The sequence below is a fragment of the Achromobacter sp. CSND-B12 genome (genome assembly GCF_052906545.1).
Genome location: NZ_JBREGJ010000001.1, coordinates 5,982,350 through 6,006,184, shown reverse-complemented (window position 1 = coordinate 6,006,184; position 23,835 = coordinate 5,982,350). Strand labels below are relative to the sequence as shown.

25 protein-coding genes are annotated in these 23,835 nt (G+C 68.1%); 8 read left to right on the top strand and 17 right to left on the bottom strand.

Annotated features, from left to right (window positions below):
- Positions 1–117 precede the first annotated feature (117 nt).
- A complete protein-coding gene (gene ygfZ / locus ACUTAG_RS28185) occupies positions 118–1,116 on the top strand; it encodes a CAF17-like 4Fe-4S cluster assembly/insertion protein YgfZ (RefSeq protein ID WP_020927393.1) in 999 nt (332 codons plus the stop codon).
- A 6-nt stretch (positions 1,117–1,122) separates the two neighbouring features.
- Here ygfZ and ACUTAG_RS28180 read toward each other — a convergent pair whose 3' ends face one another.
- From ACUTAG_RS28180 to ACUTAG_RS28150, 7 genes are all read right to left on the bottom strand, one after another.
- On the bottom strand, positions 1,123–1,812 hold the full coding sequence (locus tag ACUTAG_RS28180; protein ID WP_148319277.1) for a VIT1/CCC1 transporter family protein: 690 nt from the start codon (positions 1,810–1,812) through the stop codon (positions 1,123–1,125).
- A 57-nt stretch (positions 1,813–1,869) separates the two neighbouring features.
- A complete protein-coding gene (locus ACUTAG_RS28175; RefSeq protein WP_148319275.1) occupies positions 1,870–2,307 on the bottom strand; it encodes a PaaI family thioesterase in 438 nt (145 codons plus the stop codon).
- Position 2,308: 1 nt separating this feature from the next.
- Complete coding sequence (gene mmsB, locus ACUTAG_RS28170) at positions 2,309–3,199, bottom strand: 3-hydroxyisobutyrate dehydrogenase (protein ID WP_006385172.1); 891 nt, start codon at positions 3,197–3,199, stop codon at positions 2,309–2,311.
- Between the two features lie 80 nt (positions 3,200–3,279).
- A complete protein-coding gene (locus ACUTAG_RS28165; protein WP_020927389.1) occupies positions 3,280–4,455 on the bottom strand; it encodes an enoyl-CoA hydratase/isomerase family protein in 1,176 nt (391 codons plus the stop codon).
- Positions 4,452–5,606 carry an acyl-CoA dehydrogenase family protein gene (locus ACUTAG_RS28160; RefSeq protein ID WP_006385174.1) on the bottom strand — a complete coding sequence of 385 codons (1,155 nt, stop codon included), beginning with the start codon at positions 5,604–5,606 and terminating at the stop codon, positions 4,452–4,454. The genes ACUTAG_RS28165 and ACUTAG_RS28160 overlap by 4 nt, the downstream gene beginning before the upstream one ends.
- A gap of 210 nt (positions 5,607–5,816) precedes the next feature.
- Complete coding sequence (locus ACUTAG_RS28155; RefSeq protein ID WP_020927387.1) at positions 5,817–6,164, bottom strand: RnfH family protein; 348 nt, start codon at positions 6,162–6,164, stop codon at positions 5,817–5,819.
- The gene (locus ACUTAG_RS28150; protein ID WP_006385176.1) at positions 6,154–6,588 is read right to left on the bottom strand and encodes a type II toxin-antitoxin system RatA family toxin; all 435 of its coding nucleotides are present in this window, start codon (positions 6,586–6,588) and stop codon (positions 6,154–6,156) included. Before ACUTAG_RS28150 ends, ACUTAG_RS28155 begins: the two co-directional genes overlap by 11 nt.
- Before the next feature lie 105 nt (positions 6,589–6,693).
- Here ACUTAG_RS28150 and smpB point away from each other — a divergent pair, with 105 nt between their 5' ends.
- The gene (gene smpB / locus ACUTAG_RS28145; protein WP_006385177.1) at positions 6,694–7,161 is read left to right on the top strand and encodes an SsrA-binding protein SmpB; all 468 of its coding nucleotides are present in this window, start codon (positions 6,694–6,696) and stop codon (positions 7,159–7,161) included.
- A 39-nt stretch (positions 7,162–7,200) separates the two neighbouring features.
- Here smpB and ACUTAG_RS28140 read toward each other — a convergent pair whose 3' ends face one another.
- The 3 genes from ACUTAG_RS28140 to ACUTAG_RS28130 all read right to left on the bottom strand — a co-directional run bounded on the left by ACUTAG_RS28140 (position 7,201) and on the right by ACUTAG_RS28130 (position 9,915).
- Complete coding sequence (locus ACUTAG_RS28140) at positions 7,201–8,391, bottom strand: GGDEF domain-containing protein (protein ID WP_148319273.1); 1,191 nt, start codon at positions 8,389–8,391, stop codon at positions 7,201–7,203.
- Positions 8,392–8,417: 26 nt separating this feature from the next.
- Complete coding sequence (locus tag ACUTAG_RS28135) at positions 8,418–9,344, bottom strand: SPFH domain-containing protein (protein WP_006385179.1); 927 nt, start codon at positions 9,342–9,344, stop codon at positions 8,418–8,420.
- A 130-nt stretch (positions 9,345–9,474) separates the two neighbouring features.
- Entirely contained in the window at positions 9,475–9,915 is a 441-nt protein-coding gene (locus ACUTAG_RS28130; protein WP_020927385.1) for an NfeD family protein, read from the bottom strand.
- A 167-nt stretch (positions 9,916–10,082) separates the two neighbouring features.
- Here ACUTAG_RS28130 and ACUTAG_RS28125 point away from each other — a divergent pair, with 167 nt between their 5' ends.
- From ACUTAG_RS28125 to ACUTAG_RS28105, 5 genes are all read left to right on the top strand, one after another.
- A complete protein-coding gene (locus ACUTAG_RS28125; protein ID WP_446650416.1) occupies positions 10,083–10,820 on the top strand; it encodes a glutamine amidotransferase in 738 nt (245 codons plus the stop codon).
- 93 nt (positions 10,821–10,913) lie between these two features.
- Positions 10,914–11,756, top strand: coding sequence for a bifunctional transcriptional activator/DNA repair enzyme AdaA (locus ACUTAG_RS28120; protein ID WP_051429205.1), 843 nt, complete (start codon positions 10,914–10,916; stop codon positions 11,754–11,756).
- A 127-nt stretch (positions 11,757–11,883) separates the two neighbouring features.
- Entirely contained in the window at positions 11,884–12,387 is a 504-nt protein-coding gene (locus ACUTAG_RS28115; protein WP_020927383.1) for an RNA polymerase sigma factor, read from the top strand.
- Between the two features lie 3 nt (positions 12,388–12,390).
- Positions 12,391–13,305 (top strand): FecR family protein, encoded by a 915-nt coding sequence (locus ACUTAG_RS28110; protein WP_446650415.1) that lies wholly within the window; start codon positions 12,391–12,393, stop codon positions 13,303–13,305.
- 132 nt (positions 13,306–13,437) lie between these two features.
- A complete protein-coding gene (locus ACUTAG_RS28105) occupies positions 13,438–15,903 on the top strand; it encodes a TonB-dependent siderophore receptor (protein ID WP_446650414.1) in 2,466 nt (821 codons plus the stop codon).
- A gap of 118 nt (positions 15,904–16,021) precedes the next feature.
- Here the strand turns inward: ACUTAG_RS28105 and ppsA are convergent, their stop codons facing one another.
- On the bottom strand, positions 16,022–18,388 hold the full coding sequence (gene ppsA, locus ACUTAG_RS28100) for a phosphoenolpyruvate synthase (protein ID WP_053501267.1): 2,367 nt from the start codon (positions 18,386–18,388) through the stop codon (positions 16,022–16,024).
- 191 nt (positions 18,389–18,579) lie between these two features.
- Here ppsA and ppsR point away from each other — a divergent pair, with 191 nt between their 5' ends.
- Entirely contained in the window at positions 18,580–19,407 is an 828-nt protein-coding gene (gene ppsR, locus ACUTAG_RS28095) for a posphoenolpyruvate synthetase regulatory kinase/phosphorylase PpsR (RefSeq protein WP_006385184.1), read from the top strand.
- A gap of 35 nt (positions 19,408–19,442) precedes the next feature.
- Here the strand turns inward: ppsR and ACUTAG_RS28090 are convergent, their stop codons facing one another.
- From ACUTAG_RS28090 to fabZ, 6 genes are all read right to left on the bottom strand, one after another.
- The gene (locus tag ACUTAG_RS28090; RefSeq protein WP_241117624.1) at positions 19,443–19,880 is read right to left on the bottom strand and encodes a hypothetical protein; all 438 of its coding nucleotides are present in this window, start codon (positions 19,878–19,880) and stop codon (positions 19,443–19,445) included.
- 82 nt (positions 19,881–19,962) lie between these two features.
- Positions 19,963–20,751 carry a TrmH family RNA methyltransferase gene (locus ACUTAG_RS28085; RefSeq protein ID WP_148319271.1) on the bottom strand — a complete coding sequence of 263 codons (789 nt, stop codon included), beginning with the start codon at positions 20,749–20,751 and terminating at the stop codon, positions 19,963–19,965.
- On the bottom strand, positions 20,748–21,356 hold the full coding sequence (gene rnhB / locus ACUTAG_RS28080; RefSeq protein ID WP_006385187.1) for a ribonuclease HII: 609 nt from the start codon (positions 21,354–21,356) through the stop codon (positions 20,748–20,750). Before rnhB ends, ACUTAG_RS28085 begins: the two co-directional genes overlap by 4 nt.
- Positions 21,343–22,539: a lipid-A-disaccharide synthase gene (lpxB, locus tag ACUTAG_RS28075; protein ID WP_006385188.1), complete on the bottom strand. Its 1,197-nt coding sequence runs from the start codon at positions 22,537–22,539 to the stop codon at positions 21,343–21,345. Before lpxB ends, rnhB begins: the two co-directional genes overlap by 14 nt.
- Positions 22,536–23,330 (bottom strand): acyl-ACP--UDP-N-acetylglucosamine O-acyltransferase, encoded by a 795-nt coding sequence (lpxA, locus tag ACUTAG_RS28070; RefSeq protein WP_026384630.1) that lies wholly within the window; start codon positions 23,328–23,330, stop codon positions 22,536–22,538. Before lpxA ends, lpxB begins: the two co-directional genes overlap by 4 nt.
- Positions 23,331–23,786 (bottom strand): 3-hydroxyacyl-ACP dehydratase FabZ, encoded by a 456-nt coding sequence (gene fabZ / locus ACUTAG_RS28065; RefSeq protein WP_006385190.1) that lies wholly within the window; start codon positions 23,784–23,786, stop codon positions 23,331–23,333.
- Positions 23,787–23,835 lie beyond the last annotated feature (49 nt).

Here is a 23,835-nt window from a genome sequence, read left to right as displayed (position 1 = left end):
CAAAACAAGGGCCGGAGCGCGTCACGCGCCCCTTTGCCCGTCGCGGGCATGGGCCTGCCGGAATGAGAACACAGCTATCATCAAGCCTTTGATGACGAGTCTCGGGCCTACCCAGCCATGCATGCTTTCTTTGCTTCGATCCCGGCGCGCGCCGAAGGTTGCGCGCAATGCGCCCCCCTGGAGGATTTCGCGGTTTTCGGTGCCAGCGGCGCCGACGCGCTGACCTTCCTGCACGGCCAGCTGACGCAGGACGTCACCGGCTTGCCGGCCGACGCCGCCCGCCTGGCCGGCTATTGCACCGCCAAGGGCCGCCTGCTGGCCACGCTGGTCATGTGGCGCGGCGCCGATCCGGCCGAAGACGCGCCGCGTCTCTACGGCCTGGTGCGCCAGGACCTGGTCGCGGCCCTGGTCAAGCGCCTGTCCATGTTCGTGCTGCGCGCCAAGGCCAGGCTGGCGCCGGCCGCCCTGCACATCGCTGGCGTGCAGTCCGCGCCGGCGCAGGTGGCCGCGCTGGAAGCCGCCGCCGGCGCGCTGCCGCGCACCCCGTGGCAGCGCGCCGAGCTGCCCTCGGGCACCTGGATCGCCGCCCCCTCCGCCGATTCCGCGCTGCGCTGGTGGTGGATCGCCTCCGACGCGCAGCTGGCGGCGGCCGCGCCGCTGGCCGCCGTGCTCGGGCTGGCCCCGGCCGCCCAATGGCACGCCGCCGACCTGGCCGCCGGCATTCCCTGGATCACCACCGCCACCCAGGATGTCTTCATCCCGCAAACGGTCAACCTGGACCTGATCCAGGGCGTCAGCTTCACCAAGGGCTGTTATCCGGGCCAGGAAGTGGTGGCGCGCAGCCACTACCGCGGCACGGTCAAGCGCCGCATGGCCTTCGGCACCATTGCCGGCGCGGACCTGCCAGGCGCCGAGCTGGCCGGCAAGGACGTGTTCGACGCCACCCAGCCCGGCGAACCCGCCGGCCGCATCGTCGACGCTTCCCGCGCGCACGACACGGTATCAGTGCTGTTCGAAACCACGTTGGCCGCCCTGCCGGAAGGCGACCTGCGGCTGGGCGCGGTTGACGGCCCGCGCATCGCCACGGCGCCGCTGCCCTACGCCATCACGCCGTAACGGGCGTCAGACCACGGTGCCGAACAGGGCGCCGACGCCGGCGGTCACCGCCATCGCCAGCGCCCCGAGCACGGTCACGCGCAGCGCCGCCGGCGCCTTGGGCGCTCCCCCGGCCCCGGCGGCCAGGGCCCCCAGACAGGCCAGACAGGCCACCGACGCGGCGATCACCGAGCCGATCAACGGCGCCTCCGGCACCAGCGCGGCCACTACCAGCGGCAACGCGGCGCCGCCGGCAAAGGAAGCCGCCGACGCCACCGCCGCCTGCACCGGCCGGGCACGATTGTGCAGGGAAATGCCCAACTCATCGCGCGCGTGGGCATCGAGCGCGTCGTGGCGCGTCAACTGCCGCGCCACCTGTTCCGCCAGGTCGCGCGACAGGCCGCGTTCAACATAGATCTCGATCAGTTCCTCCAGCTCTTCGCCCGAATTGCGCTTGAGCGAACGCTGCTCCATGCGCAGGTCGGCGGCCTCGATATCCGATTGCGACCGCACCGAAACGTATTCGCCCGCCGCCATCGACAGCGCGCCGGCCACCAGCCCGGCCAGGCCCGAGGTCAGCACCGCCTCGTGCGAGGCCTGGGCGGCCGCCACGCCGGTGATGAGGCTGGCGGTGGACACGATGCCGTCGTTGGCGCCCAGCACGGCGGCGCGCAGCCAGTTGCTGCGGAAAATCCGATGGTGTTCTTTGGAAGGCATTGCCGTAGACCCGATCAAGGTGCGACAAGGCTTGCGGCGGCCCCCGCCGCAAGCGGCTCAACGCGGCGTCACGCGCACCGCGGTGAGCAAGCCTATCACGCAAAGCGTGGCCTGTTCGCCCTCGTAGGCATGCACTTCGACCTGGCAGATCGACAGGCGCTTGCCCGGCTTGACCACGCGGCCGCTGGCCACGTAGCGCTCGCCCTTGGCCGGCGCCAGGAAGTTCATCTTGAATTCCGAGGTCAGCACGTCCTCGCCCGGCTGGAACAGGCTGAAGGCGGCGTAGCCGCCGGCCGAATCGGCAATGGTGGTGGAGATGCCGGCATGCAGGAAGCCGTTCTGCTGGCACAGGTCGGCGCGGTACGGCAGCACGATGTCCACCCTGCCCGGCTCGACCACGTCCAGGCTGGCGCCGAGCAGCCGCATGATGCTCTGCCGCTCGAAGCTCGCCTGGACCCGCCCGGCCGGATCGGCGCAAGTGGCGGGCGCGGCCATGTCAGTCCTGGTCGCGCTTGACCAGGTTGACGATGCTGGAGAAATCCAGCCGGCCCGAGCCGCCCGCGCTGTGCAGCGAATACAGGTTGCGCGCCAGCTCGCCCAGCGGGATCGAGGCGCGCGCCGACAGCGCCGCCTCGGCCGCCAGGCCCAGGTCCTTGAGCATCAGGTCGACGCCAAAGCCGCCGGCATAGCCCTTGGAGGCCGGGGCATGCTCCATCACGCCGGGCCATGGGTTGTACAGCTCGGTGGCCCAGTTGCGGCCCGAGCTCTTGGCGATGATGTCAGACAGCACCTTGGGATCCAGGCCGTTGGCCACGCCCAGCGCCAGCGCCTCCGAAGTGCCGGCCATGAGGATGCCGAGCAGCATGTTGTTGCAGATCTTGGCGACCTGGCCGGCGCCCGCGGGGCCGGCGTGGAAGATGTTCTTGCCCATCTTCTCCAGCACCGGGCGGGCGCGCTCCAGCGCCGCGGCCTGGCCGCCGACGATGAAGGTCAGCGTGCCGGCGGCGGCGCCGCCGGTGCCGCCCGAGACCGGCGCGTCGATCATGGCGATGCCGCGAACCTCGGCCGCCTGGGCCACCTTGCGGGCCGAGTCCGGCGCGATGGTGCTGCACTCGATCACCAGCGCGCTGGACGGGATCTTGCCCAGCAGGTCCTGGTCCAGGTACAGGCCTTCGACGTGCTTGCTGGCCGGCAGCATCGAGATCACCACCTCGGCGCCGTTGACCGCCTCGGCGGCCGAGGCCGCCGACTTGGCGCCCGCGTCGGTCAGCACCTTGACCGCCGCCGGCACCAGGTCGAACACCGTCAGGCTGTGGCCGGCCTTGACCAGATTCAATGCCATGGGCGCGCCCATGTTGCCCAAACCGATAAACGCGATACTGCTCATGATGTCCTGTCTCCTGTTGCTATTGCTGTAGGTATGAAATCAGTGATGCGACGCGATGCCGGCCCGCTCTGCGGCGGGCGTCAGCGGCCTTCCTTGCCCAGGTCGTCCAGCGGATGCGGCTGGCCTTCGGGCCAGGGCTCGTCGAAGAACTTCTGCACCCAGGCCTCGGTGGCCATGTCCAGCACCGCGGGGTTCCAGCGCGGCGTCTTGTCCTTGTCGATCAGCAGCGCGCGGATGCCCTCGGCGAAATCGCCATGCGCGGTGCAATGCAGCGCGGCGATGTACTCGGCGCGGAACACGTCGTCCAGCGACCGCAGCCGCATGCGCTGCTGCAGCGCGAACGACAGCCGCAGCGAACCGGGCGAGCCGGCCAGCATGGTGCTGGCGGCGCGCGCCAGCCACGGATCGGCGTGGTCCTTCAGGCCGGCCAGTTCCTCGTAGATCTCGTCCAGGCGGTTGCCGCTGCACAGGCTGTTGATCAGGAACGAATGCTGGCGCAGGTTGCCGCCTTCCAGCGGCGCCTGCGGCTCCAGCGCCGTCAGGGCGCGACGCAGCAGGCCGTCGTTGATCGAACGCGGCGGAATCGCGTCCTCGGCACCGCCGCTGGCCTGGCCGGCCCAGGGTTGCTCTTCGAGCGAGGCCAGCAGCTTGGGCCAGTCTTCGTGGTTCAGGCGGAAATCCGCCAGCCCGGCGAAGAACGCATCGGCGGTGTTGATCTGCGCGCCCGTCAACGCCAGGAACACGCCAGTGCGGCCCGGCATGCGGTTCAGCAGCCAACTGCCGCCCACGTCCGGGAACAGGCCGATGGAAACCTCCGGCATGGCCAGGCGCGAGGTCTCGCTGACCACGCGATGGCTGGCGCCCATCATCAGGCCGATGCCGCCGCCCATGACGATGCCGTGGCCCCAGCACAGCACCGGCTTGGGGTAGCTGTGGATGCGGTAGTCCAGGCGGTATTCGTGTTCGAAGAAGCGGCGCGCGTAGGCATTGCCCCAGGCGCCCTTGCCGGCGTTCTCGGTCATGCTGCGGTACAGGCCGTGCAGGTCGCCGCCGGCGCAGAAGGCCTTTTCGCCGGCGCCCTGCAGCACCACCAGCGCCAGGCCCGGGTCACGCGCCCAGGCGTCCAGGCGCTCGGCCAGCAGGTCGACCATCTCCAGCGACAGACCATTCAGGGTCTGCGGCGAATTCAGCGTCGCGATCCCGAAGCGCATTCCATTGGCGGCGGCCCTTTCTTCGAACAGCACCGGTGCATTCATCTTATGTCGGCTCCTTTTTCCAACAATTGGCGGGCGATGATCACGCGCATGATCTCGTTGGTTCCCTCCAGAATCTGATGTACGCGAGTATCGCGCACCAGACGCTCCAAGGGATAGTCCCGCAGGTACCCGTAGCCGCCGTGGATCTGCTGCGCGTCCAGGCAGATCTGGAAACCCATGTCGGTGGCGAAGCGCTTGGCCATGGCGCAATAGGTGGCCGCGTCGGGCGCGCCCGCATCCAGCTTGCAGGCCGCCAACCGCACCATCTGGCGCGCCGCCACCAGGTGGGTGGCCATGTCCGCCAGCTTGAACTGCAGCGCCTGGAATTCCGCCAGGCGGCGATTGAACTGGCGCCGCTCGTCCATGTAGCGGCGGGCCGCATCCAGCGCGCCCTGGGCCGCGCCGACCGAGCAGGTGCCGATGTTGATGCGGCCGCCGTCCAGGCCCTTCATGGCGATCTTGAAGCCCTCGCCCTCCTCGCCCAGCAGGTTGCCGGCCGGCACGCGCACGTTCTCGAACACGATCGGGCGGGTGGACTGGCTGTTCCAGCCCATCTTCTCTTCCTTGCGGCCGTAGCTGATGCCCTCGCTGTCGGCCGGGACGGCAAAGGCGCTGATGCCGCCCGCGCCCTCGCCGCCGCTGCGCGCCATCACCACCAGCAGGTCGGTGTCGCCGCCGCCCGAGATGAAGGCCTTGGCGCCGTTGAGCACGTAGTGGTCGCCCTGGCGCTGCGCCCGGGTCGAGAGCGAGGCGGCGTCGGAGCCGGCGCCCGGTTCGGTCAGGCAGTACGAGGCCAGCTTCTGGCCGCTGGCCAGCAGCGGCCCCCAGGTCTCGCGCAGGGCCGGCTGGCCCCACTTGCCGACCATCCAGGTGGCCATGTTGTGGATCGTCAGGAACGCGGTGGTCGAGGGATCGACGGCGGCCATTTCCTCGAACACCAGGGTGGCGTCCAGGCGCGGCAGCCCCAGGCCGCCGATGTCCTCGCTGGCGTAGATGGCGCAGAAGCCCATCTCGCCGGCGCGCGCGAACGCCTCCTTGGGGAAGATGCCCTCGGCGTCCCAGTGCGCCGCGTGCGGCGCCAGCTCGCCTTCGGCATAGTCGCGCGCGGCCTGCGCGAACGCGCGCTGCTCGTCGGTCAGTTCCAAGTCCACAGCCTGTCTCCTGATGTCATCGGTATTGTCTGTTGGCGTTGCTGCCGTCTCGTGAACGCCAGCCAGGCCATTTTGACATGACGTTGACGTAAACGTAAGTGTGCGGCGCAGTCAATCTTACGCCGGAAGCGCCGGCGCGATTTGTCCTATTGATGACAATGTGGCGGCGTCGACCTGCCGCCGCCGGGCACGGCCGCCCCGTCGCGCCGGCTACAGCAGCCCGGCCGGACGCACTCGCCCGTTGCGGGCGGTCCTGGCGCGGCGATGCTCGGCACGGCGGCGGCGCGATTCCTTGGGATCGAAGCTCAGCCCGCGATAGATCTCGACCCGGTCGCCGTCACGCAGCGGCGTGCCGGCCTCGACCACGCGGCCGAACACGCCCACGCCCCGCTCCCAGGGCTGGACCACCGGGAAGGCCTGGGCAAAGCCGCTCTCGCGCAGGGCGTCGGCCACCGTCGCGCCCGCCGGCAAGCGCAGTTCGCGCAGCCAGACCTGGGCTGGCAAGGCATAGCAGACCGATACCGCGATCCGCCCGTCCGCGCACGCCTCATTCCCCATACTTGGCCTGCGCGCGCTTGGTGAAGGAATCGATGAAACTGGTGGCAATGCGGTTGAACACCGGCCCCACCACCATTTCCAGCGCCCGGTTGGAGAACGCGTATTCCATGGTGAACAGCACCTTGCAGGCGTCCTCGGCCAGTGGCTGGAACTCCCAGTGCCCCACCAGGCTGGAAAAAGGCCCGTCGACCAGTTCCAGGTCGATGCGGTCGGGGTAGACGTGCCGGTTGCGCGTGGTGAAGCGCTGCTTCATGCCCGCGAAGCTGATCAGGATGGACGCCTGCATGCCGTGCTCGTCGCGCGTCTGCACCTCGGCGCCGCCGCACCACGGCATGAACTCGGGGTACTTCTCCACGTCGGCCACCAGGTCGAACATCTGGGCGGCGCTGTAGGGCACCAGGACGGATCGCTGTACTTTGTGCATCGACTATCGCAAATGGCTAGAATGATAGGATTTTACCGGCACCGCGCCATCCGGGGCGCAAACGGGCACAAACGAAGAACAAACGGGCATATTGGGCCCCACAAGATGAGCATTATCGATAACCGCAAGGCCACGCACGACTACTTCATCGAAGACCGCTACGAAGCCGGCCTGGTTCTCCAGGGCTGGGAGGTCAAGGCGATCCGCGACGGCCGCGTGCAGCTCAAGGAAAGCTACGTCATCGTGCGCGATGGCGAACTGTTCCTGCTGGGCATGCACGTCAGCCCCCTGCCCACCGCTTCCACCCACATCCACCCCGACGCCATGCGCACGCGCAAGCTGCTGCTCAAGGCCGAGGAAATCAGCAAGCTGATCGGCAAGGTCGAGCAGCGCGGCTACACGCTGGTGCCGCTCAACCTGCACTACAAGAACGGCCGCATCAAGCTGGATTTCGCGCTCGGGCGCGGCAAGAAGCTGTTCGACAAGCGCGACACGGCGCGCGAGAAAGACTGGCAGCGCGAGAAAGAACGCATCATGAAGCACGATACGCGCGCCTCGCGCAAGGACAGCTGAACCGTATCGCCACGCCGCCCCGCCGGGCGCAACGCCAGGTCAGGCGGCCACCGGCAGCGGCGCGCGCTCGGCCTGGTGCATGCCCGGCCCCAGCACGCGATTGCGTCCGGCCTGCTTGGCCGCGTACAGCATGCGGTCGGCGCGCTCGAAGAATGCCTGTAGGTTCTCGCCCGGCAACCAGTCCACCACCCCGGCACTGAAGGTATACGCAATGGTACTGCCGCCGTGGGCGCAGGGCGTGCGCCGCACCGAATCCAGCAGCCGTTGCGCCACCTCCAGCACCGCGTCGCTGCGCATCTCGGCGAACAGCACGCTGAATTCCTCGCCCCCCACCCGGCCCAGGTGATCGCCGGTGCGCAGCGTGGCCGTTGCCAGCAGGCCGAAATGGCGCAGCACGGCGTCGCCGGCGGCGTGCCCGTGGGTGTCGTTGATGCGCTTGAAATGATCGATGTCCAGCAACAGCAGCGACAGCGGCCGCCGCGTGCGCAGCGCCTGGGCGCAATAGCGTTCGGCCTGCAGCCACCACGCCTTGCGCGACATCAGCCCGGTCAGGAAGTCAGTGCTGGCCTCGTGCTCGCGATCGGCCAGCATACGGTCGTGGATGATCATGATGGTGCCCAGCGTCAGGCACGGCATCGCCAGCACGCCCAGTGTCATGAACACGATGTTCCAGGTGGTCGGCTGCAACAGGAAGTCGGCCTGCGCCACGCCCGTCGCGAACAGTATCGAACGCAACGCGCAGGTCAGGCCCGAGATCATCGCCACCGACCAGACGAAGTAATAGCTGTAGCGTGAGCGGTTGGCCGGCACGCCGCGCGCCACCGCCACCGCCACGGCAAACATGAAGCCCATCTGCAACGTCGACATGGCGACGATGCGCGGCGCCACCTGGCTGTCCAGGTAGGTGTATCCCACCAGCGCCAGCCAGGCCGCGGCGCATGCCACGCCCATCAGGCGCCTCGGCACCCGTTGCCCCAGCAGGCGCCGCACGCCCGTGTAATAGGCGCACAACGCCAGGCTGATCAGCATGTTAGGCAGGAGGATCGAAGCCCAGCGCGGCGCCTCGGTGGCCTGCAGCCCGAACAGAAAAAACGCCAACAGCGTGAGCAGGTTGGCGCGTATGGTCTCGCGGATGCCGGCCATGCCGCTGCGCGCCAGTGACCCCAGCACGCACAGCGACAGCACTCCCGTCAGTACTGCGATCGACAGCAAATGCACGGGAGCGATCATGGGCGGTGCGCCTTGCGGCGCGCGGTTCAGCTGTTGCGGGTGGATTTGACGATGGTCATGGCCGAGGCGATCATGCCGCCCACATCCGACAGGTTGGCCGGCAGGATCAGCGTGTTGCCTTCCTTGGCCACGTTGCCGAAGGCCTCCACGTAGCGCTCGGCCACCTTCAGGTTGACCGCTTCCATGCCGCCCGGCTGGCGCACCGCGTCGGCCACCTGGGTGATGGCCTTGGCGGTGGCCTCGGCGATCGCCAGCACCGCCGCGGCCTCGCCCTGGGCCTGGTTGATCTGCGCCTGCTTCTCGCCTTCGGAGCGGGCGATGGCGGCTTCACGTTCGCCCGTGGCGATGTTGATCTGCTCCTGGCGGCGGCCTTCCGAAGCCGCGATCAGCGCGCGCTTCTCGCGTTCGGCGGTGATCTGCGCCTGCATCGAGCGCAGGATCTCGTTGGGCGGCGTCAGGTCCTTGATTTCGTAGCGCAGCACCTTCACGCCCCAGTTCAGCGCCGCCTCGTCCAGCGACGACACGATGGTGCTGTTGATGGCGTCGCGTTCCTCGAAGGTGCGGTCCAGTTCCATCTTGCCGATCACCGAGCGCAGCGTGGTCTGCGCCAGCTGCGTGATGGCCGAAATGTAGTTGGACGAACCGTAGGACGCGCGCATCGGGTCGGTCACCTGGAAGTACAGCACGCCGTCCACCTGCAACTGGGTGTTGTCGCGCGTGATGCAGACCTGGCTCGGCACGTCCAGCGGGATTTCCTTGAGCGAATGCTTGTACGACACGCGCTCGATGAACGGGATCACGAAACCGGCGCCCGGCGACAGCACGCGGTCGAACTTGCCCAGCCGCTCGACCACCCAGGCGTGCTGCTGGGGAACGATGGCGATCGCCTTGATGACGATCAGGATCGCCAGCGCGACGATGACGAGCAGGACGATAGTGGAAGTGTCCATCATGGTGTAGTGCCTCTTCTGGGTGAATGCGGTGACGCGCCTGCCCGCGAGAGCCAGGGCGCCTGCTGCGGCCGGCCCGCGTACCACCGGGCCGGGTCCTGCGCGGGGAATGCGAAGTCCGCTTCCCCTTTTGTCAGCGCGGGGCGCCGGCCACGCCGCCCTTGGGCGTCAGGACCAGGCGCGTGCCGCGCAGTTCGGTAATCGTGTGTTCGCCGCCATGGGCCGGCTGACCGGCCGCCAGCTCGGCCTGCCAGTGCGCGCCGCGGTACCAGACGCGTGCCGTGCCGTTGTCGGCCCAGGCCTCGACGTTGACCGTCTGGCCGATGTCCAGGTTGACGTCGGCATTGCTGGCCGCATCGACCTCGCGTTTTTTCAGCACGCGCGTCTTGCGCAGGACCAGCAGGCCCAGCAGCAGCACCGCGCCGCAAGCGACCAGTTGCCACTCCAGGCCCGCCAGCAACCACGCGGCGATGCCGCCGGCGGCCAGGCCGAGCGCCACCAACAGCAGATAGAACGTTCCCGTCGCCAGTTCGCCGATGAGCGCCAGCGCGGCAAGTCCAAGCCAGATCCACATAGTTGAGTTTTACCTGAAAGGATGAGTCGGTCAGCGGATTGTACGTATTTCCATGCCGCAGCGGTGACACCCGGCCTGCGCCTCGGACAATCGCCCTGGATTATGATGTGCCCTGGCATCCCGTCCGACCCGGTCGCGGCGCCCTGCATTTTCAACGCACATACCCCATGACCGCTGCAATACCCCCCGTCCGTCCCGTCCTCATCCTGCACACGGGAGACCCGGACGACACGCTCAAGAGCCAGTTCGGCGGCTATGCCGAACAACTGGCGCGGGCCTCGGGCCTGGCGCCGGACGACCTCGAAGTCGTCGCGGTGCACGCGGGCCGGCGTCCGCGCGCCCCGGACCAATACCGCGCCGCCCTGATCACCGGCTCCCCGGCCATGGTCACCGACCTGGAACCCTGGAGCGAAGACACCGCCGCCTGGCTGCGCGAGGCCGCCGCCGCGGGCCTGCCCATGTTCGGCATCTGCTACGGCCACCAGCTGCTGGCCCATGCCATGGGTGGCAAGGTCGGCTACAACCCCGCCGGCCGCGAAGTCGGCACCCAGACGGTCGAACTGCTGCCCACGGCCGCCGGCGACAAGCTGCTGGCCGGCCTGCCACCCACCTTCCCGGCCCAGATGCTGCACGCGCAGACCGTGCTGCAGCCGCCGCCCGGCGCCGCCGTGCTGGCGCGTTCCGACCTCGACGCGCACCAGATGATCCGCATCGGCCGCAATATTTTCTCGACCCAGTTCCACCCCGAATTCGGCCCGGATTTCGTGCGCGCCCACCTGGAGCGCTTCGGCCGCCGCTATGCCGCCGAAAACCTCGACGTGCCGGGCCTGTCGGCCAACGTGCGCGCCACCCCGGTGTCCGGCGACCTGGTGCGGCGCTTCCTGGACGCCTACGCGCCCGCCTGAGGCGCACGCCGGGCAAAAACCGGAGTGCGGCGGCGGCCGGTCCCTGAGAACATTGCCGAAAGCGCGCGAACCTGCGCGCCCCAGGAGCCAGACATGACCCACGCCGCCCCCCTGAGCAAACAGCACGCCGCCGCCGTCGAACGCGCCTGCCGGGCGCTGGAGGCCGAACAGCCGCCCGACCTGAACACCCTGGCCGAACAGGCCGGCATGAGCCGCTTCCACTTCCACCGCATCTTCAAAGCGGCCACCGGCATCACGCCCAAGGCCTACGCCAACGCGTTGCGCGCCGACCGCGCCCGCCAGCAATTGCGCCAGAGCGCCAGCGTCACCGACGCCATGTACGGCGCCGGCTTCAATTCCAGTGGCCGCTTCTACGAAGCCGCCCCCGCCATCCTCGGCATGACGCCCACCGCCTTCCGCAAGGACGGCGAAGGCGTCGAGATCCGCTTCGCCGTGGGCCAGTGCGCGCTCGGCGCGCTGCTGGTCGCGGCCAGCGACACCGGCATCTGCGAAATCGCATTGCACGAGGATCCCGAACAGCTGGTGCGCAACCTTCAGGACCGCTTCAAGGCCGCCAGACTGATCGGCGCCGACCGCGAATTCGAGCAATGGATGGCCGCGGTGGTCGGTTTCGTCGAAAACCCGTCGGTGGGCCTGCACCTGCCACTGGACGTGCGCGGCACCGCGTTCCAGCGCCGCGTCTGGGAAGCGCTGCGCGAGATCCCGGTGGGCGCCACCGCCACCTACACCGATATCGCCGAACGCATCGGCTCGCCGCGTTCGGTGCGCGCGGTGGCGCGCGCCTGCGCCACCAACAACATCGCGCTGGCCATCCCCTGCCACCGCGTGGTGCGCACCGACGGCTCGCTGGCCGGCTACCGCTGGGGCATCGAACGCAAGCGCGAACTGATCGAGCGCGAGGCCAAGGCGGCCTGAGGGACCTCTGGCCCGCGTCCTTGCCAGGGGCGCTGCGCGGCACAGATGGCAAGCCCGCTATAATTGAGAACGGTTTTCAATCACATTTAACTGTTCTCACCCGGGCTTTCTCGCCCGCCGGCCTGCCATGAACGTGCCTGTTGGCGACATCTCCGCCCTCTACCAAGCCGAAGTGCGGCGCCTGCGCGCCATCGTGCGCCGTATCGTCGGCAGCCAAGGCGCGGCCGAGGACGTCGTGCAGCAGGCCTTCACCAATTTGCTGCGCATGGGCGCCCAGCGCGCCCAGGTCAATGCCGGCTACATCACCCGGGCGGCCCACAACCTGGCCCTCAACCACCTGCGCGATGCGCGCCGCCGCGCCGAGGTGGAGTTGACCGGCCTGGAACTGGACCACCTCCCCGACTCCCGCCCCACGCCGGAAATGATCGTGCTGTACCGGCGCGAGCTGCAACGCCTGCTGGAGGCCATCGCGACGCTGCCCGACCGCCGCCGCGAGGCCTTCGTGCTCAAGCGCATCGAAGGCCTGTCCTATGACGAGATCGCCGAACGCATGGGCACCAGCCGCAATACCGTGATCTCGCAGGTCGTGGCCGCCATGGCGCAGCTGGACGCCGCGCTGGAGCCCGCCTGAGCCATGGCCGCCCCCACCCCGGACCCGATCTACCTGGCCGCGCTGGAATGGCTCGCGCGGCTGCACGACGAGGACGCCACCGAACAGGATCGCCGCGCCTTCGCCGGCTGGCTGGAGGCCGACCCGGCCCACCCCGCCGCCTATGCGCGGGCGCAGGCGCTGTGGAACCGCTTCGACGCAGTCCGCCCCGTCGTTGACCGCATGCATCGTCGCCGCGCCATGCTGGGCGTGCTCGCGGCGGCCGTGACGGTTCCCGCGCTGTATGCATTGTCGCGCCTGCACCTGCTGGCCGACTATCGCACCGGCATCGGCGAACGGCGCCGCATCGTCCTCGCCGACGGCAGCGCGCTCGAATTGGGCAGCGACACCGCGTTGTCGGTCCGCTTCGACAGCCGCCAACGCCAATTGACCCTGCATCGCGGTCAGGCTTACTTCCAGGTCGCCGCCGACGCCACACGACGCTTTTCCGTGCGGGCCGGCCAGGGGATCAGCACTGCGCTCGGCACGCAATTCGACGTCAAGCTGCTGGACGACATCGTCACCGTGTCGGTCACCGAGCATGCGGTCGCGGTGCGGCCGCGTCCCGACGCGCCCCCCGTGACGCTCGAAGCCGGCTGGCAGATGCGGTACGGCGTCTCGGGCGGCGCCGCGCCCGCGCGCTTCGATCAGGCGGCCGCGCTGGCCTGGCGCCAGGATCGCCTGGTATTCAACGACGTGCCGCTGGCCACCGTGCTGGCCGAGCTGCAACGCTACCAGCGCGGCCCCATCTTCCTGATGGATGCCGGCGTGGGCGCGCTGCCGGTCACGGCCGCCTTCCACACGGCGGATCCGCAGGAGGCCCTGCGTGGCCTGGCGGAAACCTTCCCGATCCGGCTGCGTGTCGTGGCGGGCTACGCCACCCTGGTCTACGCGCGCTGACCACCCGACAACATTCAGTTACCAACTTCCCGCCCGCCTCGATCATCAGTTTCCGCCCGTCCGGTGTTTGACAGGGAGAGGACGCGCAATTCGCCGTCGCGATATCGAAACACGAACAAGGGCAAACCGCACATGTCGGCCGCACAACACCATCCCCTACGCCACCGCGCTGGCGCCTCCCTGCACACCGGCCGCCACGGCCTGCGCCGCCTGGCGGCCGCCTTGCTGGCGGCCACCGCCTGGGCCGCGGGTCAGCCTGCGGCGCGGGCGCAAGCCGCTCCCGCCGACGCCGCCACGCATCAACGCTTCGATATCCCCAGCCAGCCGCTGGCCAGCGCCCTGCTGTCCTATACCGCGTCCACCGGCCTGCAACTGGTCATGAGCGGCGACATCGCGCGCGACCGAACCGCCCCCGCGCTGCACGGCAGCTATACCCGCGATGAGGCCTTGACGCGCCTGTTGGCCGGCTCGGGCCTGGGCTGGCGCCCCCGCGGCAACACCCTGATCGTGTCGCGGCTGCCCGCCGCCGCGAGCGACGCCACCACGCTCGACCCCATCCGGGTGCAAGGCGCGAGCGAGACCGTCCGATACGTGGTCGACACTTCCGGCGCCGGCACCAAGACCGACGCCCGGCTGATCGAGACGCCGCAATCCATCTCGGTGGTGACACGCCAGCAGATGGACGACCAGGCGGTGCAGAACGTGCGCCAGGCACTGCGCTATACGCCTGGCCTGACCGCCGAATACCGCGGCGCCGGCGGCTCGCGCTACGACACGGTGATCTACCGCGGCTTTGGCGGTGGCATCAATTACGACTACGCCTATCTGGACGGGATGCGCCTGCTGGGCACGAACTACGCCATCCCGCAGATCGACACCTACAACCTGGAGCGCATCGAAGTGCTGCGCGGCCCGTCATCCGTGCTGTTCGGCCAGGGCACTCCGGGCGGCCTGATCAACCTGGTCAGCAAGAAACCCACCGCCACGCCGCTGCACGAGATCGAATTGCAGGCGGGCAGCCACAGCTTCGGGCAGGCCGCCTTCGACTTCGGCGGTCCGGTGGACGACGCCGGCAAGGTGCTCTACCGGCTGACCGGCGTCGCTCACACCGGCAAGACCCAGATCGACTACCAGAAAGACGAGCGCGTGGCGATCGCGCCGGCCGTCACGTTCCGCCCCAACGCCGACACATCTCTGACGCTCCTGGCGCAGTACCAGCATGACCCCTATGGCGGCTACTTCGGCTTCCTGCCGGCCGTGGGCACCATCCAGGACCTGCCCGGCGGCGGCCGCATCGGTCGCCGCTTCTTCGACGGGTCGCCGCGCTTCGATGAATTCAAGCGCACGCAGACGGCCCTGGGCTATCTGCTGGAGCATCGGACCGACGAGGTCTGGTCGGTGCAGTCCAACCTACGCTACATGCAGATGAAAACGGACTACAAGAGCGTCTACACCACGGGGCTGAATGCCGCCGATCCGGCCAACTCGCTGCTGACGCGGCGGGCCATCGTCAATCACGCCAACATGGACGCGGTGACCACGGACAACCATGCCCAGGCCCGTTTCAACACCGGCGCCCTCGCGCACACCGCGCTGTTCGGCATCGACTACCAGCGCCTCAGTTATCGCGAAGACCAGGGCATGGGCGCCGCGCCATCCTTGTCGATCAGTCGGCCCGATTACGACGCCGCCATCGCCACGCCGTCGATCACCGTGCGCAGCAAACAGACGCTGGACCAGATAGGCCTGTACGCGCAGGACCAGGTGAAACTGGGCCAATGGACACTGCTGGGCGGCATCCGCCAGGACTGGGCGGGCAACGACCGGCGCAACCGGATCAACGGCGACACCACCAACCAGTCCGACCGCGCCTTCACCTGGCGCCTTGGCTCAGTCTATGAATTCAGCAACGGCGTGGCGCCCTACGTCAGCTATTCGCGTTCGTTCCAGCCGGTGGCCGACGCCGACGCCCAGGGCAATCTGTTCAAGCCCACCAAGGGCGAGCAATACGAGGCCGGCATCAAGTACCAGCCGCCGGGCCACGACGCCTTCGTCAGCGCCGCCGTCTACCAGCTCACCCAGAGCAACGTGCTCACGACCGATCCGGCCAACACCAACTACAGCATCCAGACGGGCGAGGTGCGCTCGCGCGGCCTGGAACTGGAAGGCAAGGCCAGCCTGACGCGCAACCTGGACCTGCTGGCGTCCTACACCCTGATGGACAACGTCAACACGCGCAGCACCACCGCGCAGGGCAAGCACCCCACCTACGTCTCGCGCCACAGCGCCAACGCCTGGGCCAACTACACATTCCACAGCGGCGCGCTGGCAGGCCTGAGCCTGGGCGGCGGCGTGCGTTACGTCGGCAGCAGCTATGCCAACGCCGACAACACATTGAAGGTATCGCCCTTCACGGTGGTGGATGCCGCGGTGCGCTACGACCTGGGGCAAGCCATCCCTTCGCTGAAGGGACTTACCGCCGGCATCAACGCCAGCAACCTGTTCGATCGCGAATACGTATCGGCGTGCGCCACCGCGACCAAGTGTTTCTACGGCGCCGGACGCACCGTCATCGGCACCCTGACCTACCGCTGGTGAGCGTGGTCGCCCTGGCATGGGCACCGACGCCCCGCCGGCGGCTGACCGGCGACGGAGCCGCCCCAAGAAAAAACCCCCGCCTCTTTCGAATGCGGGGGTTTGCGTCAACGCGGGCGACTTACTGCTTCGCCAGGCGCTGCCAGGTGTCGACCACGGTGTCCGGGTTCAGCGACATCGACAGGATGCCTTCGTCCTTGAGCCACTGCGCGAAATCCGGGTGATCGCTGGGGCCCTGGCCGCAGATGCCGACGTACTTGTTGGCCGCCAGGCAGGCCTTGATCGCGCGGCGCAGCATGAACTTGACGGCGTCGTCGCGTTCGTCGAAATCGGCCGCCAGCAGTTCCATGCCGGAGTCGCGGTCCAGGCCCAGGGTCAGCTGGGTCATGTCGTTCGAACCGATCGAGAAGCCGTCGAAGTACTGCAGGAACTCGTCGGCCAGGATGGCGTTGGACGGCACCTCGCACATCATGATCAGCTTCAGGCCGTTCTCGCCGCGCGCCAGGCCGTGCTTGGCGAGCAGGTTGACCACCTTTTCCGCCTGGCCCAGGGTGCGCACGAACGGCACCATGATTTCGACGTTGGTCAGGCCCATGTCATCGCGCACCTTCTTGAGCGCTTCGCATTCCATGCGGAAGCACTCGGCGAAGTCGTCGGCGATGTAGCGCGAGGCGCCGCGGAAGCCCAGCATGGGGTTCTCTTCCTCGGGCTCGTAGCGCGAACCGCCGACCAGCTTGCGGTACTCGTTGGACTTGAAGTCCGACATGCGCACGATCACGGGCTTCGGGTAGAACGCCGCCGCGATGGTGGCCACGCCTTCGGCCATCTTCTCGACGAAGAAGGCGCGCGGGCTGGCATGGCCGCGGGCGGCCGATTCCACGGCCTTCTTCAGCTCGCCGTCGACGTTCGGGTAGTCCAGCACCGCCTTCGGGTGGATGCCGATATTGTTGTTGATGATGAATTCCAGGCGCGCCAGGCCGACGCCGCCGTTGGGAATCTGGGCGAAGTCGAACGCCAGCTGGGGGTTGCCCACGTTCATCATGATCTTCAAGTCGATGGCCGGCATTTCGCCACGGCGCACTTCCTCGACCTCGGTCTCGATCAGGCCGTCATAGATGCGGCCTTCGTCGCCCTCGGCGCACGACACGGTCACGGCCTGGCCTTCCTTGAGCAGGTCGGTGGCGTTGCCGCAGCCCACCACGGCCGGAATGCCGAGTTCGCGCGCGATGATGGCCGCGTGGCAGGTACGGCCGCCACGGTTGGTCACGATCGCCGAGGCGCGCTTCATGACGGGTTCCCAGTTGGGGTCGGTCATGTCGGTGACCAGCACGTCGCCGGGCTGCACCTTGTCCATGTCGGAGATGTCGCCGACCACGCGCACCGGGCCCGAGCCGATCTTCTGGCCAATGGCGCGGCCGGTGATCAGGACCTGGCCGGTGGCCTTCAGGCGGTAGCGCTGCTGCACGTCGTTGGCGCCCTGCTGCGACTTCACCGTTTCCGGGCGCGCCTGCAGGATGTAGATCTTGCCGTCAACGCCGTCGCGGCCCCACTCGATGTCCATCGGACGGCCGTAGTGCTTCTCGATGATGACGGCGTAGCGCGCCAGTTCATTGACCTCGTCGTCGGTCAGCGAGTAGCGGTTGCGCTCGGACACCGGCACGTCGACCGTGCGCACGGCGCGGCCTTCCGGACGCTCGGGGTCGAATTCCATCTTGATCAGCTTGGAACCGATGCGGCGGCCGACGATGGGGAAATGGCCCTGGGCCAGCGTGGGCTTGAAGACGTAGAACTCGTCGGGGTTGACGGCGCCCTGCACCACCGTTTCGCCCAGGCCGTACGACGAGGTGATGAACACCACGTCCTGGAAGCCCGATTCGGTGTCGATGGTGAACATCACGCCGGCGCTGCCCTTGTCCGAACGCACCATGCGCTGGATGCCGGCCGACAGGGCCACATCGGCGTGGGCATAGCCCTTGTGCACGCGGTAGGAGATGGCGCGATCGTTGTAGAGCGAGGCGAACACGTGGCGGATCTTGTCCAGCACGTCGTCGATGCCGACCACGTTCAGGAAGGTTTCCTGCTGGCCGGCGAACGAGGCGTCGGGCAGGTCTTCGGCGGTGGCTGACGAACGCACCGCGAACGAGCCCTTGCCATCGGCGTCGAGCTTGGCGAAGGCGTCGCGGATCTGGGCTTCGAATTCGGCCGAGAACGGCGCCTCGACGATCCATTGGCGGATCTGCGCGCCGGCGTTGGCCAGCTCGCGCACGTCTTCGGGGTTCAGCGTGGTCAGGCGTTCGGCGATGCGCTTGTCCAGGCCGGAAGCCTTGAGAAAGTCGCGGAAGGCGTCAGCGGTCGTGGCAAAGCCGCCCGGCACGCGGACACCCGCGCCAGACAGCTGGCTGATCATTTCGCCTAATGATGCGTTCTTGCCTCCTACCGAGTCCACGTCCGTCATGCGGAGCTGCTCGAACAAAACAACATACGACATTGAAGTCACCTTTTACAATGGAATGAAAGCGAGTTTGGTCAATGCAGATTCGACGCCGGCTACCGCCCGGATTTCGCCGATCCGCCTGCGCTGACCAAACTGGCCTTGGACCGCCCTTGGGGTGACTTATAGGGGCCTGATTGTACTCGGAGGAGCACATCCGGCCATCCGCCTGGTTGGAATTTTTACATATGACATCTACCCCGATCGTACGCACGGTATACATCGTTTCCGACAGTACCGGCATCACTGCGGAAACCTTCAGCCAGTCGGTGCTTTCCCAGTTCGAGGAAGTCGATTTCAAGCCCGTGCGGCTGCCGTTTGTCGACACGCTGGAAAAAGCCGCCGAAGTGGCCATGCGCATCGACCGCAGCGCCCAGGAAGCCGGCGTCCCGCCGATCGTCTTCAGCACCCTGGTCAATCCCGACATCCTGGCGCGTGTTCGCCAGGCGAACGGAATTTTCCTGGACCTGTTCGGCACCTTCGTCAGCCACATCGAGCAGGCGCTGGGACTGAAATCCAGCCATTCCATCGGCCGCTCGCACATGCAGGCCAATTCCGAAAAGTACCGCAACCGGATCGACGCCATCAACTTCAGCCTGGCGCACGACGACGGCCAGTTCGTCAACCAGCTCGACCAGGCCGACGTCATCCTGGTGGGCGTGTCGCGCTGCGGCAAGACCCCGACCAGCCTGTACCTGGCCATGCAGTACGCCATCAAGGCCGCCAACTTCCCCCTGACGCCGGACGATTTCGAGCGCGGCACCCTGCCCTCGACCATCGCGCCGCACCGCGCCAAGCTGTTCGGCCTGTCGATCCAGCCCGAGCGTCTGGCCGAGGTGCGCAACGAACGCCGTCCCAACAGCCGCTACGCGCAGCTGGAGCAGTGCCGTTACGAAGTGGCCGAGGCCGAACGCATGATGCGCCGCGAGGGTATCTCCTGGCTGTCCACCACCACCAAGTCGATCGAGGAAATCTCGACCACGGTGCTGCAGGAAGTGGGCCTGGATCGGGGCTGAAAACGATCAGGGCGCGCCGTTGGCGCGCCCATCCGTCACTGTCGCACCGCCCCGGGCAGGACGACGGGAAGGGACAGTTCGATGTAACTGCTGTCGACCGGCAGGTAGAAGCCCACCAGCTTGCCCGAAGAAGCCACCAGATAGGCCTCCGTGTGCCGCGGCAAGGCAATCGCGAACGGACCGCCCAGCGGCCGGAACACGTCGCCTTGCACGATGGCGCCGGCCCGCCGCCATTGCGAGCCGGAAGGCAGCGTCACGGCGGCGTCATTGGGCAGCTTCGCCACCACCTCGCGCGACAGTTGCAGCCGGCCGGCCGATTCGGTCATGTCGACCGGCACCAGGCTGACCCGTTGCGGCTTGCCCGAGGCGCATCCGCCCAGCGCCAGCGCGCACAGGCAGGCGGCAAGCAATGACTGGCAGCGCGCGCGCGTGGCGCGGCCTGTCAGGGAATGAGCGACCGGCAATGGCGCCATGGAACACCTAGGGAGCGGCAAAGCGTCGAGTATATGCCGGCCCGGCGCCCGCCTGGCGGGTCAGACACGCACCAATGCAGAATCAGCGGGCCGCGTCTGCGAGCGCCTGGCGGCGCTGCTCGAACAGGCAGATGGCGGCGGCGGCGCCGACATTCAGCGACTCGACCGCGGCCATGTCATGGGGAATGCGCAGCTTGAGCCGCGCCGCCGCCAGCAACTCGGCGGCGACGCCCTGGCCCTCATGGCCGAAGACCCAGGCGCAGCGCGCGGGCAGGCGTCCCGCATAGAGGTCCTGCGCGCCTTCCAGGGCGGTTGCCACCAGCGGCACCCCCAGCGCGGGCAGCAGGGCCGACAGGTCCACGTGCTCGTGGATCGCCAGCGCGAAATGCGCCCCCTGGCCGCTGCGCAGCACCTTGGGCGACCAGGCGGCCGCGGTGCCGGTGGCCAGGAACACGCGTTTGATGCCGGCCGCGGCGCAGGTGCGCAGCAAGGTGCCGACATTGCCGGGATCCTGGATGCGATCGAACAGCACGCAATTCTCGTCCACCGCGGCGGGCAGGGACAAGGGCGGCGGCGTCACCACGAAGGCAACGCCCTGCCCGCTTTCGACACTGGCCAGCGCCTGCATCAGGCGCGCGTCCAGCGCCAGGCAGCGGGCGTCCGGCACGGCGGCCGCCAGCGCCGCGATATCGGGCTGCGACAGGCGGTCGATATCGAAGATGGCCTGGTCCGGCGCGCCATGATGCTGCAGCCAGGCCTGGCACAGGTGCACGCCGTCCAGCAGCACGGGCGCGCCGCGCTTGCCGGCGGTGCCGGCAAGCTTGACCAGCGCCTTGACCGCGGGATTGTCGCGGGAACTGATGTGTTTCATGGGACCAGGCCGAAGGCCTTGATGGGCGCGAAACTGCGGCGGTGCTCGGCGCAGGGGCCGTGTTCGCGCAGCATCTGCAGGTGCAAGGCGGTGCCGTAGCCCTTGTGCTGGTCGAACGCGTACTGTGGATACAGCGAATGCAGGCGCAGCAGGTCGGCGTCGCGCGCGGTCTTGGCCAGGATGGAGGCGGCCGAAATGGCGGGCACCAGGGCGTCGCCCTTGATCACGGTCTGCACCGTGCAGCCCAGCTTGGGCGCCTGGTTGCCATCCACCAGCGCCAGCTGGGGCGCCAGCGAAAGGCCCTCGACCGCGCGGCGCATGGCCAGCAGCGTGGCGCGCAGGATGTTCAGGCTGTCGATCTCGGCCACGCTGGCGCTGGCCACGCACCAGGCCAGCGCGTGCGCCTGGATCTCCAGCGCCAACGCCTCGCGGGTGGCGGCCTTGAGCACCTTGGAATCGGCCAGTCCATCGATGGGCCGGGCCGGATCCAGGATCACCGCGGCGGCATACACGGCGCCGGCCAGGGGACCGCGGCCCGCCTCGTCGACACCGGCCGTCACCAGGGCCGGCTGGGCCGGCGCGGCAAACAGGTCAGGCTGCTCCACCCGCCACCTCCAGGATCGCCTGGGCCGCCAGCGCCGGCGTATCACGCAGCAGTTCCTGGTGCAGCGCCGTGAAGCGGGCTTCGATGCGGGCCGCCAGGGCCTCGTCGGTCAACGCCGTCCAGGTGGCTTCGGCCAGCTTTTCCGGCGTGGCGTCGTCCTGCAACAGTTCCGGCACCGCGAAATCGCGCAGCAGCACGTTGGGCAGGCCGACCCACGGCAGGTAGGGCCGTTCCTGCCCCGATTTCCACGCCATGATGCGCCGCATCAGCGGCGACAGCACATACGAGATCACCATGGGGCGCTTGTACAGCGCCGTCTCGAGGGTGGCGGTACCGCTGGCCACCAGCACCGCGGTGCTGGCTTCCATCACCGACCACGCCACCGGGGCCTGGCGTTCGCCGCCTTCGCCATGCAGGTCCTGCGCGGTCACGCAGCGCAACCCCGGCACGGGATACTTGGCCAGGATCGCCTGGAATTCGGCACGGCGCTGGTCATTGACCATCGGCACCACGCATTGCAGCGCCGGATCGCGCTTCTGCAGCATCTGCGCGGCCTGCAGGAAGCGCGGCGCCAGCAGGCGAATCTCGGACGAACGGCTACCCGGCAGGATCGCCAGCACGCGCGCGTCCTGATCGATGCCCAGCCGCGCGCGCGCCGCCGCGCGGTCCGGCTGCATCGGCACCGCGCCGGCCAGCGGATGGCCGACATAGGTGACCGGAATGCCTTCCTTGCGGTAGATCTCTTCCTCGAACGGGAACAGCACCAGCATGTGCGACACCGAATCGCGGATCTTGTGGATGCGGTCGTAGCGCCATGCCCAGATCGACGGTCCGACGAAATGCACGGTGGGCGTGCCGGCCTGGCGCAGTTGGTGTTCCAAACGCAGGTTGAAATCAGGCGCGTCGATGCCGACGAATACCGACGGCGGTTCGGCCAGCCAGCGCCGCGATACGTCGCGGTAGGTGCGCAGCAGGCTGGGCAGGCGCTTGAGCGCGTCGACGTAGCCGAACACCGTCAGCGCATGCATCGGATGCCAGGTATCGAAATCGCGGGCCTGCATCTGCGGGCCGCCGATGCCTTCGCACAGGACGCCCGGGGCGCGTTCCTGCAGACCGGCAATGATGCGGCCGGCCAGCAGATCGCCCGAGGGCTCGCCGGCCACCATGCCGATCCGCATGTTCATGGACGGATGATGCCGCGCGAAGCGACGTCGAGGAAATCCAGCAGCGTCTGCAGGTGCTCGGCGACTTCGGGCTCGGCCTGCTGGCGGGCGCGCAGTTCGGCGCGGGCCGTATCCAGCGGCAAGCCGCGGCGGTAGATGATCTTGTAGGCGTCGCGCAGCGCCGACACCTGCGCCGGCGTGAAGCCGCGGCGCTTGAGGCCTTCGACGTTGACACCCACCGGACGGCAGGGATTGCCTGCGGCCAGCACGAACGGCGGCGTGTCCTGCATCAGCGAGCTGTTGCCGCCGGTCATGCTGTGCGCGCCGATGCGCGAGAACTGGTGCACGCCGGTCAGGCCGCCGACGATGGCCCAGTCGCCCACATGGACGTGGCCGCCCAGTTGCACGGAGTTGGCCAGGATGGTGTTGTTGCCAACGTGGCAATCGTGCGCGATGTGCACGTAGGCCATGATCCAATTGTCATCGCCCAGCGTGGTGGCGCCGCCATCCTGCACCGTGCCGGTGTTCAGCGTGACGAATTCGCGCACCGTGTTGCGGTCGCCGATGATCAGCCGGGTCGGCTCGCCCTTGTACTTCTTGTCCTGCGGCATCCCGCCGATCGAGCAATACCGGTAGAACCGGTTGTCGCGCCCGATGGTGGTCACGCCATCGACCATGCAATACGGGCCAAGCTCGGTGCCGGCGCCGATCGTCACGTCGGGTCCCACGACGCAAAAGGCGCCGATGACCACGCTGGGGTCGATTTTCGCCGCCGGATCGACGACGGCGGTAGGATGGATGTTTCCTGCCATTTACTCTTCCAGGCTGCGGATCGCGCACATGAGCTTGGCCGACGCCACTTCCTGACCGTCCACGGTGGCGCGCGCTTGGTATTTACAGATGCTGCGGCTCAGGCGTTCGGCTTCGACTTCGATGCGCAACTGGTCGCCCGGCACCACGGGACGGCGGAAACGCGCGCCGTCGATGCCCACCAGGTAGTACGCCGTCTTGGCGCCTTCGCACTTCAGGCCGCCGTTTTCGTCGGTGAACGAGAACAGCGCCGAGGCCTGCGCCATGGCTTCCACGATGAGCACGCCCGGCATCACCGGGTGGTGGGGAAAGTGGCCGTTGAAAAACGGTTCATTGATCGAGACATTCTTGATGGCGACGATGGACTTGCCAGGCACCATTTCGACGACGCGATCAATCAGCAGCATCGGGTAACGATGCGGCAGCCTCTCCATGATCCCCTTGATGTCGAGTTCCATTTTTCTGTGAATTCCTGCGAAATGAGATAAATCTTGCGGCGCCGGACGC

Coding starts and splice junctions, on each gene's coding strand:
- ygfZ (WP_020927393.1), top strand. CDS start 118: ATGCATGCTTTCTTTGCTTCGATCCCGGCGCGCGCCGAAGGTTGCGCG.
- ACUTAG_RS28180 (WP_148319277.1), bottom strand. CDS start 1,812: ATGCCTTCCAAAGAACACCATCGGATTTTCCGCAGCAACTGGCTGCGC.
- ACUTAG_RS28175 (WP_148319275.1), bottom strand. CDS start 2,307: ATGGCCGCGCCCGCCACTTGCGCCGATCCGGCCGGGCGGGTCCAGGCG.
- mmsB (WP_006385172.1), bottom strand. CDS start 3,199: ATGAGCAGTATCGCGTTTATCGGTTTGGGCAACATGGGCGCGCCCATG.
- ACUTAG_RS28165 (WP_020927389.1), bottom strand. CDS start 4,455: ATGAATGCACCGGTGCTGTTCGAAGAAAGGGCCGCCGCCAATGGAATG.
- ACUTAG_RS28155 (WP_020927387.1), bottom strand. CDS start 6,164: ATGGGGAATGAGGCGTGCGCGGACGGGCGGATCGCGGTATCGGTCTGC.
- ACUTAG_RS28150 (WP_006385176.1), bottom strand. CDS start 6,588: ATGCACAAAGTACAGCGATCCGTCCTGGTGCCCTACAGCGCCGCCCAG.
- smpB (WP_006385177.1), top strand. CDS start 6,694: ATGAGCATTATCGATAACCGCAAGGCCACGCACGACTACTTCATCGAA.
- ACUTAG_RS28140 (WP_148319273.1), bottom strand. CDS start 8,391: ATGATCGCTCCCGTGCATTTGCTGTCGATCGCAGTACTGACGGGAGTG.
- ACUTAG_RS28135 (WP_006385179.1), bottom strand. CDS start 9,344: ATGATGGACACTTCCACTATCGTCCTGCTCGTCATCGTCGCGCTGGCG.
- ACUTAG_RS28130 (WP_020927385.1), bottom strand. CDS start 9,915: ATGTGGATCTGGCTTGGACTTGCCGCGCTGGCGCTCATCGGCGAACTG.
- ACUTAG_RS28125 (WP_446650416.1), top strand. CDS start 10,083: ATGACCGCTGCAATACCCCCCGTCCGTCCCGTCCTCATCCTGCACACG.
- ACUTAG_RS28120 (WP_051429205.1), top strand. CDS start 10,914: ATGACCCACGCCGCCCCCCTGAGCAAACAGCACGCCGCCGCCGTCGAA.
- ACUTAG_RS28115 (WP_020927383.1), top strand. CDS start 11,884: ATGAACGTGCCTGTTGGCGACATCTCCGCCCTCTACCAAGCCGAAGTG.
- ACUTAG_RS28110 (WP_446650415.1), top strand. CDS start 12,391: ATGGCCGCCCCCACCCCGGACCCGATCTACCTGGCCGCGCTGGAATGG.
- ACUTAG_RS28105 (WP_446650414.1), top strand. CDS start 13,438: ATGTCGGCCGCACAACACCATCCCCTACGCCACCGCGCTGGCGCCTCC.
- ppsA (WP_053501267.1), bottom strand. CDS start 18,388: ATGTCGTATGTTGTTTTGTTCGAGCAGCTCCGCATGACGGACGTGGAC.
- ppsR (WP_006385184.1), top strand. CDS start 18,580: ATGACATCTACCCCGATCGTACGCACGGTATACATCGTTTCCGACAGT.
- ACUTAG_RS28090 (WP_241117624.1), bottom strand. CDS start 19,880: ATGGCGCCATTGCCGGTCGCTCATTCCCTGACAGGCCGCGCCACGCGC.
- ACUTAG_RS28085 (WP_148319271.1), bottom strand. CDS start 20,751: ATGAAACACATCAGTTCCCGCGACAATCCCGCGGTCAAGGCGCTGGTC.
- lpxB (WP_006385188.1), bottom strand. CDS start 22,539: ATGAACATGCGGATCGGCATGGTGGCCGGCGAGCCCTCGGGCGATCTG.
- lpxA (WP_026384630.1), bottom strand. CDS start 23,330: ATGGCAGGAAACATCCATCCTACCGCCGTCGTCGATCCGGCGGCGAAA.
- fabZ (WP_006385190.1), bottom strand. CDS start 23,786: ATGGAACTCGACATCAAGGGGATCATGGAGAGGCTGCCGCATCGTTAC.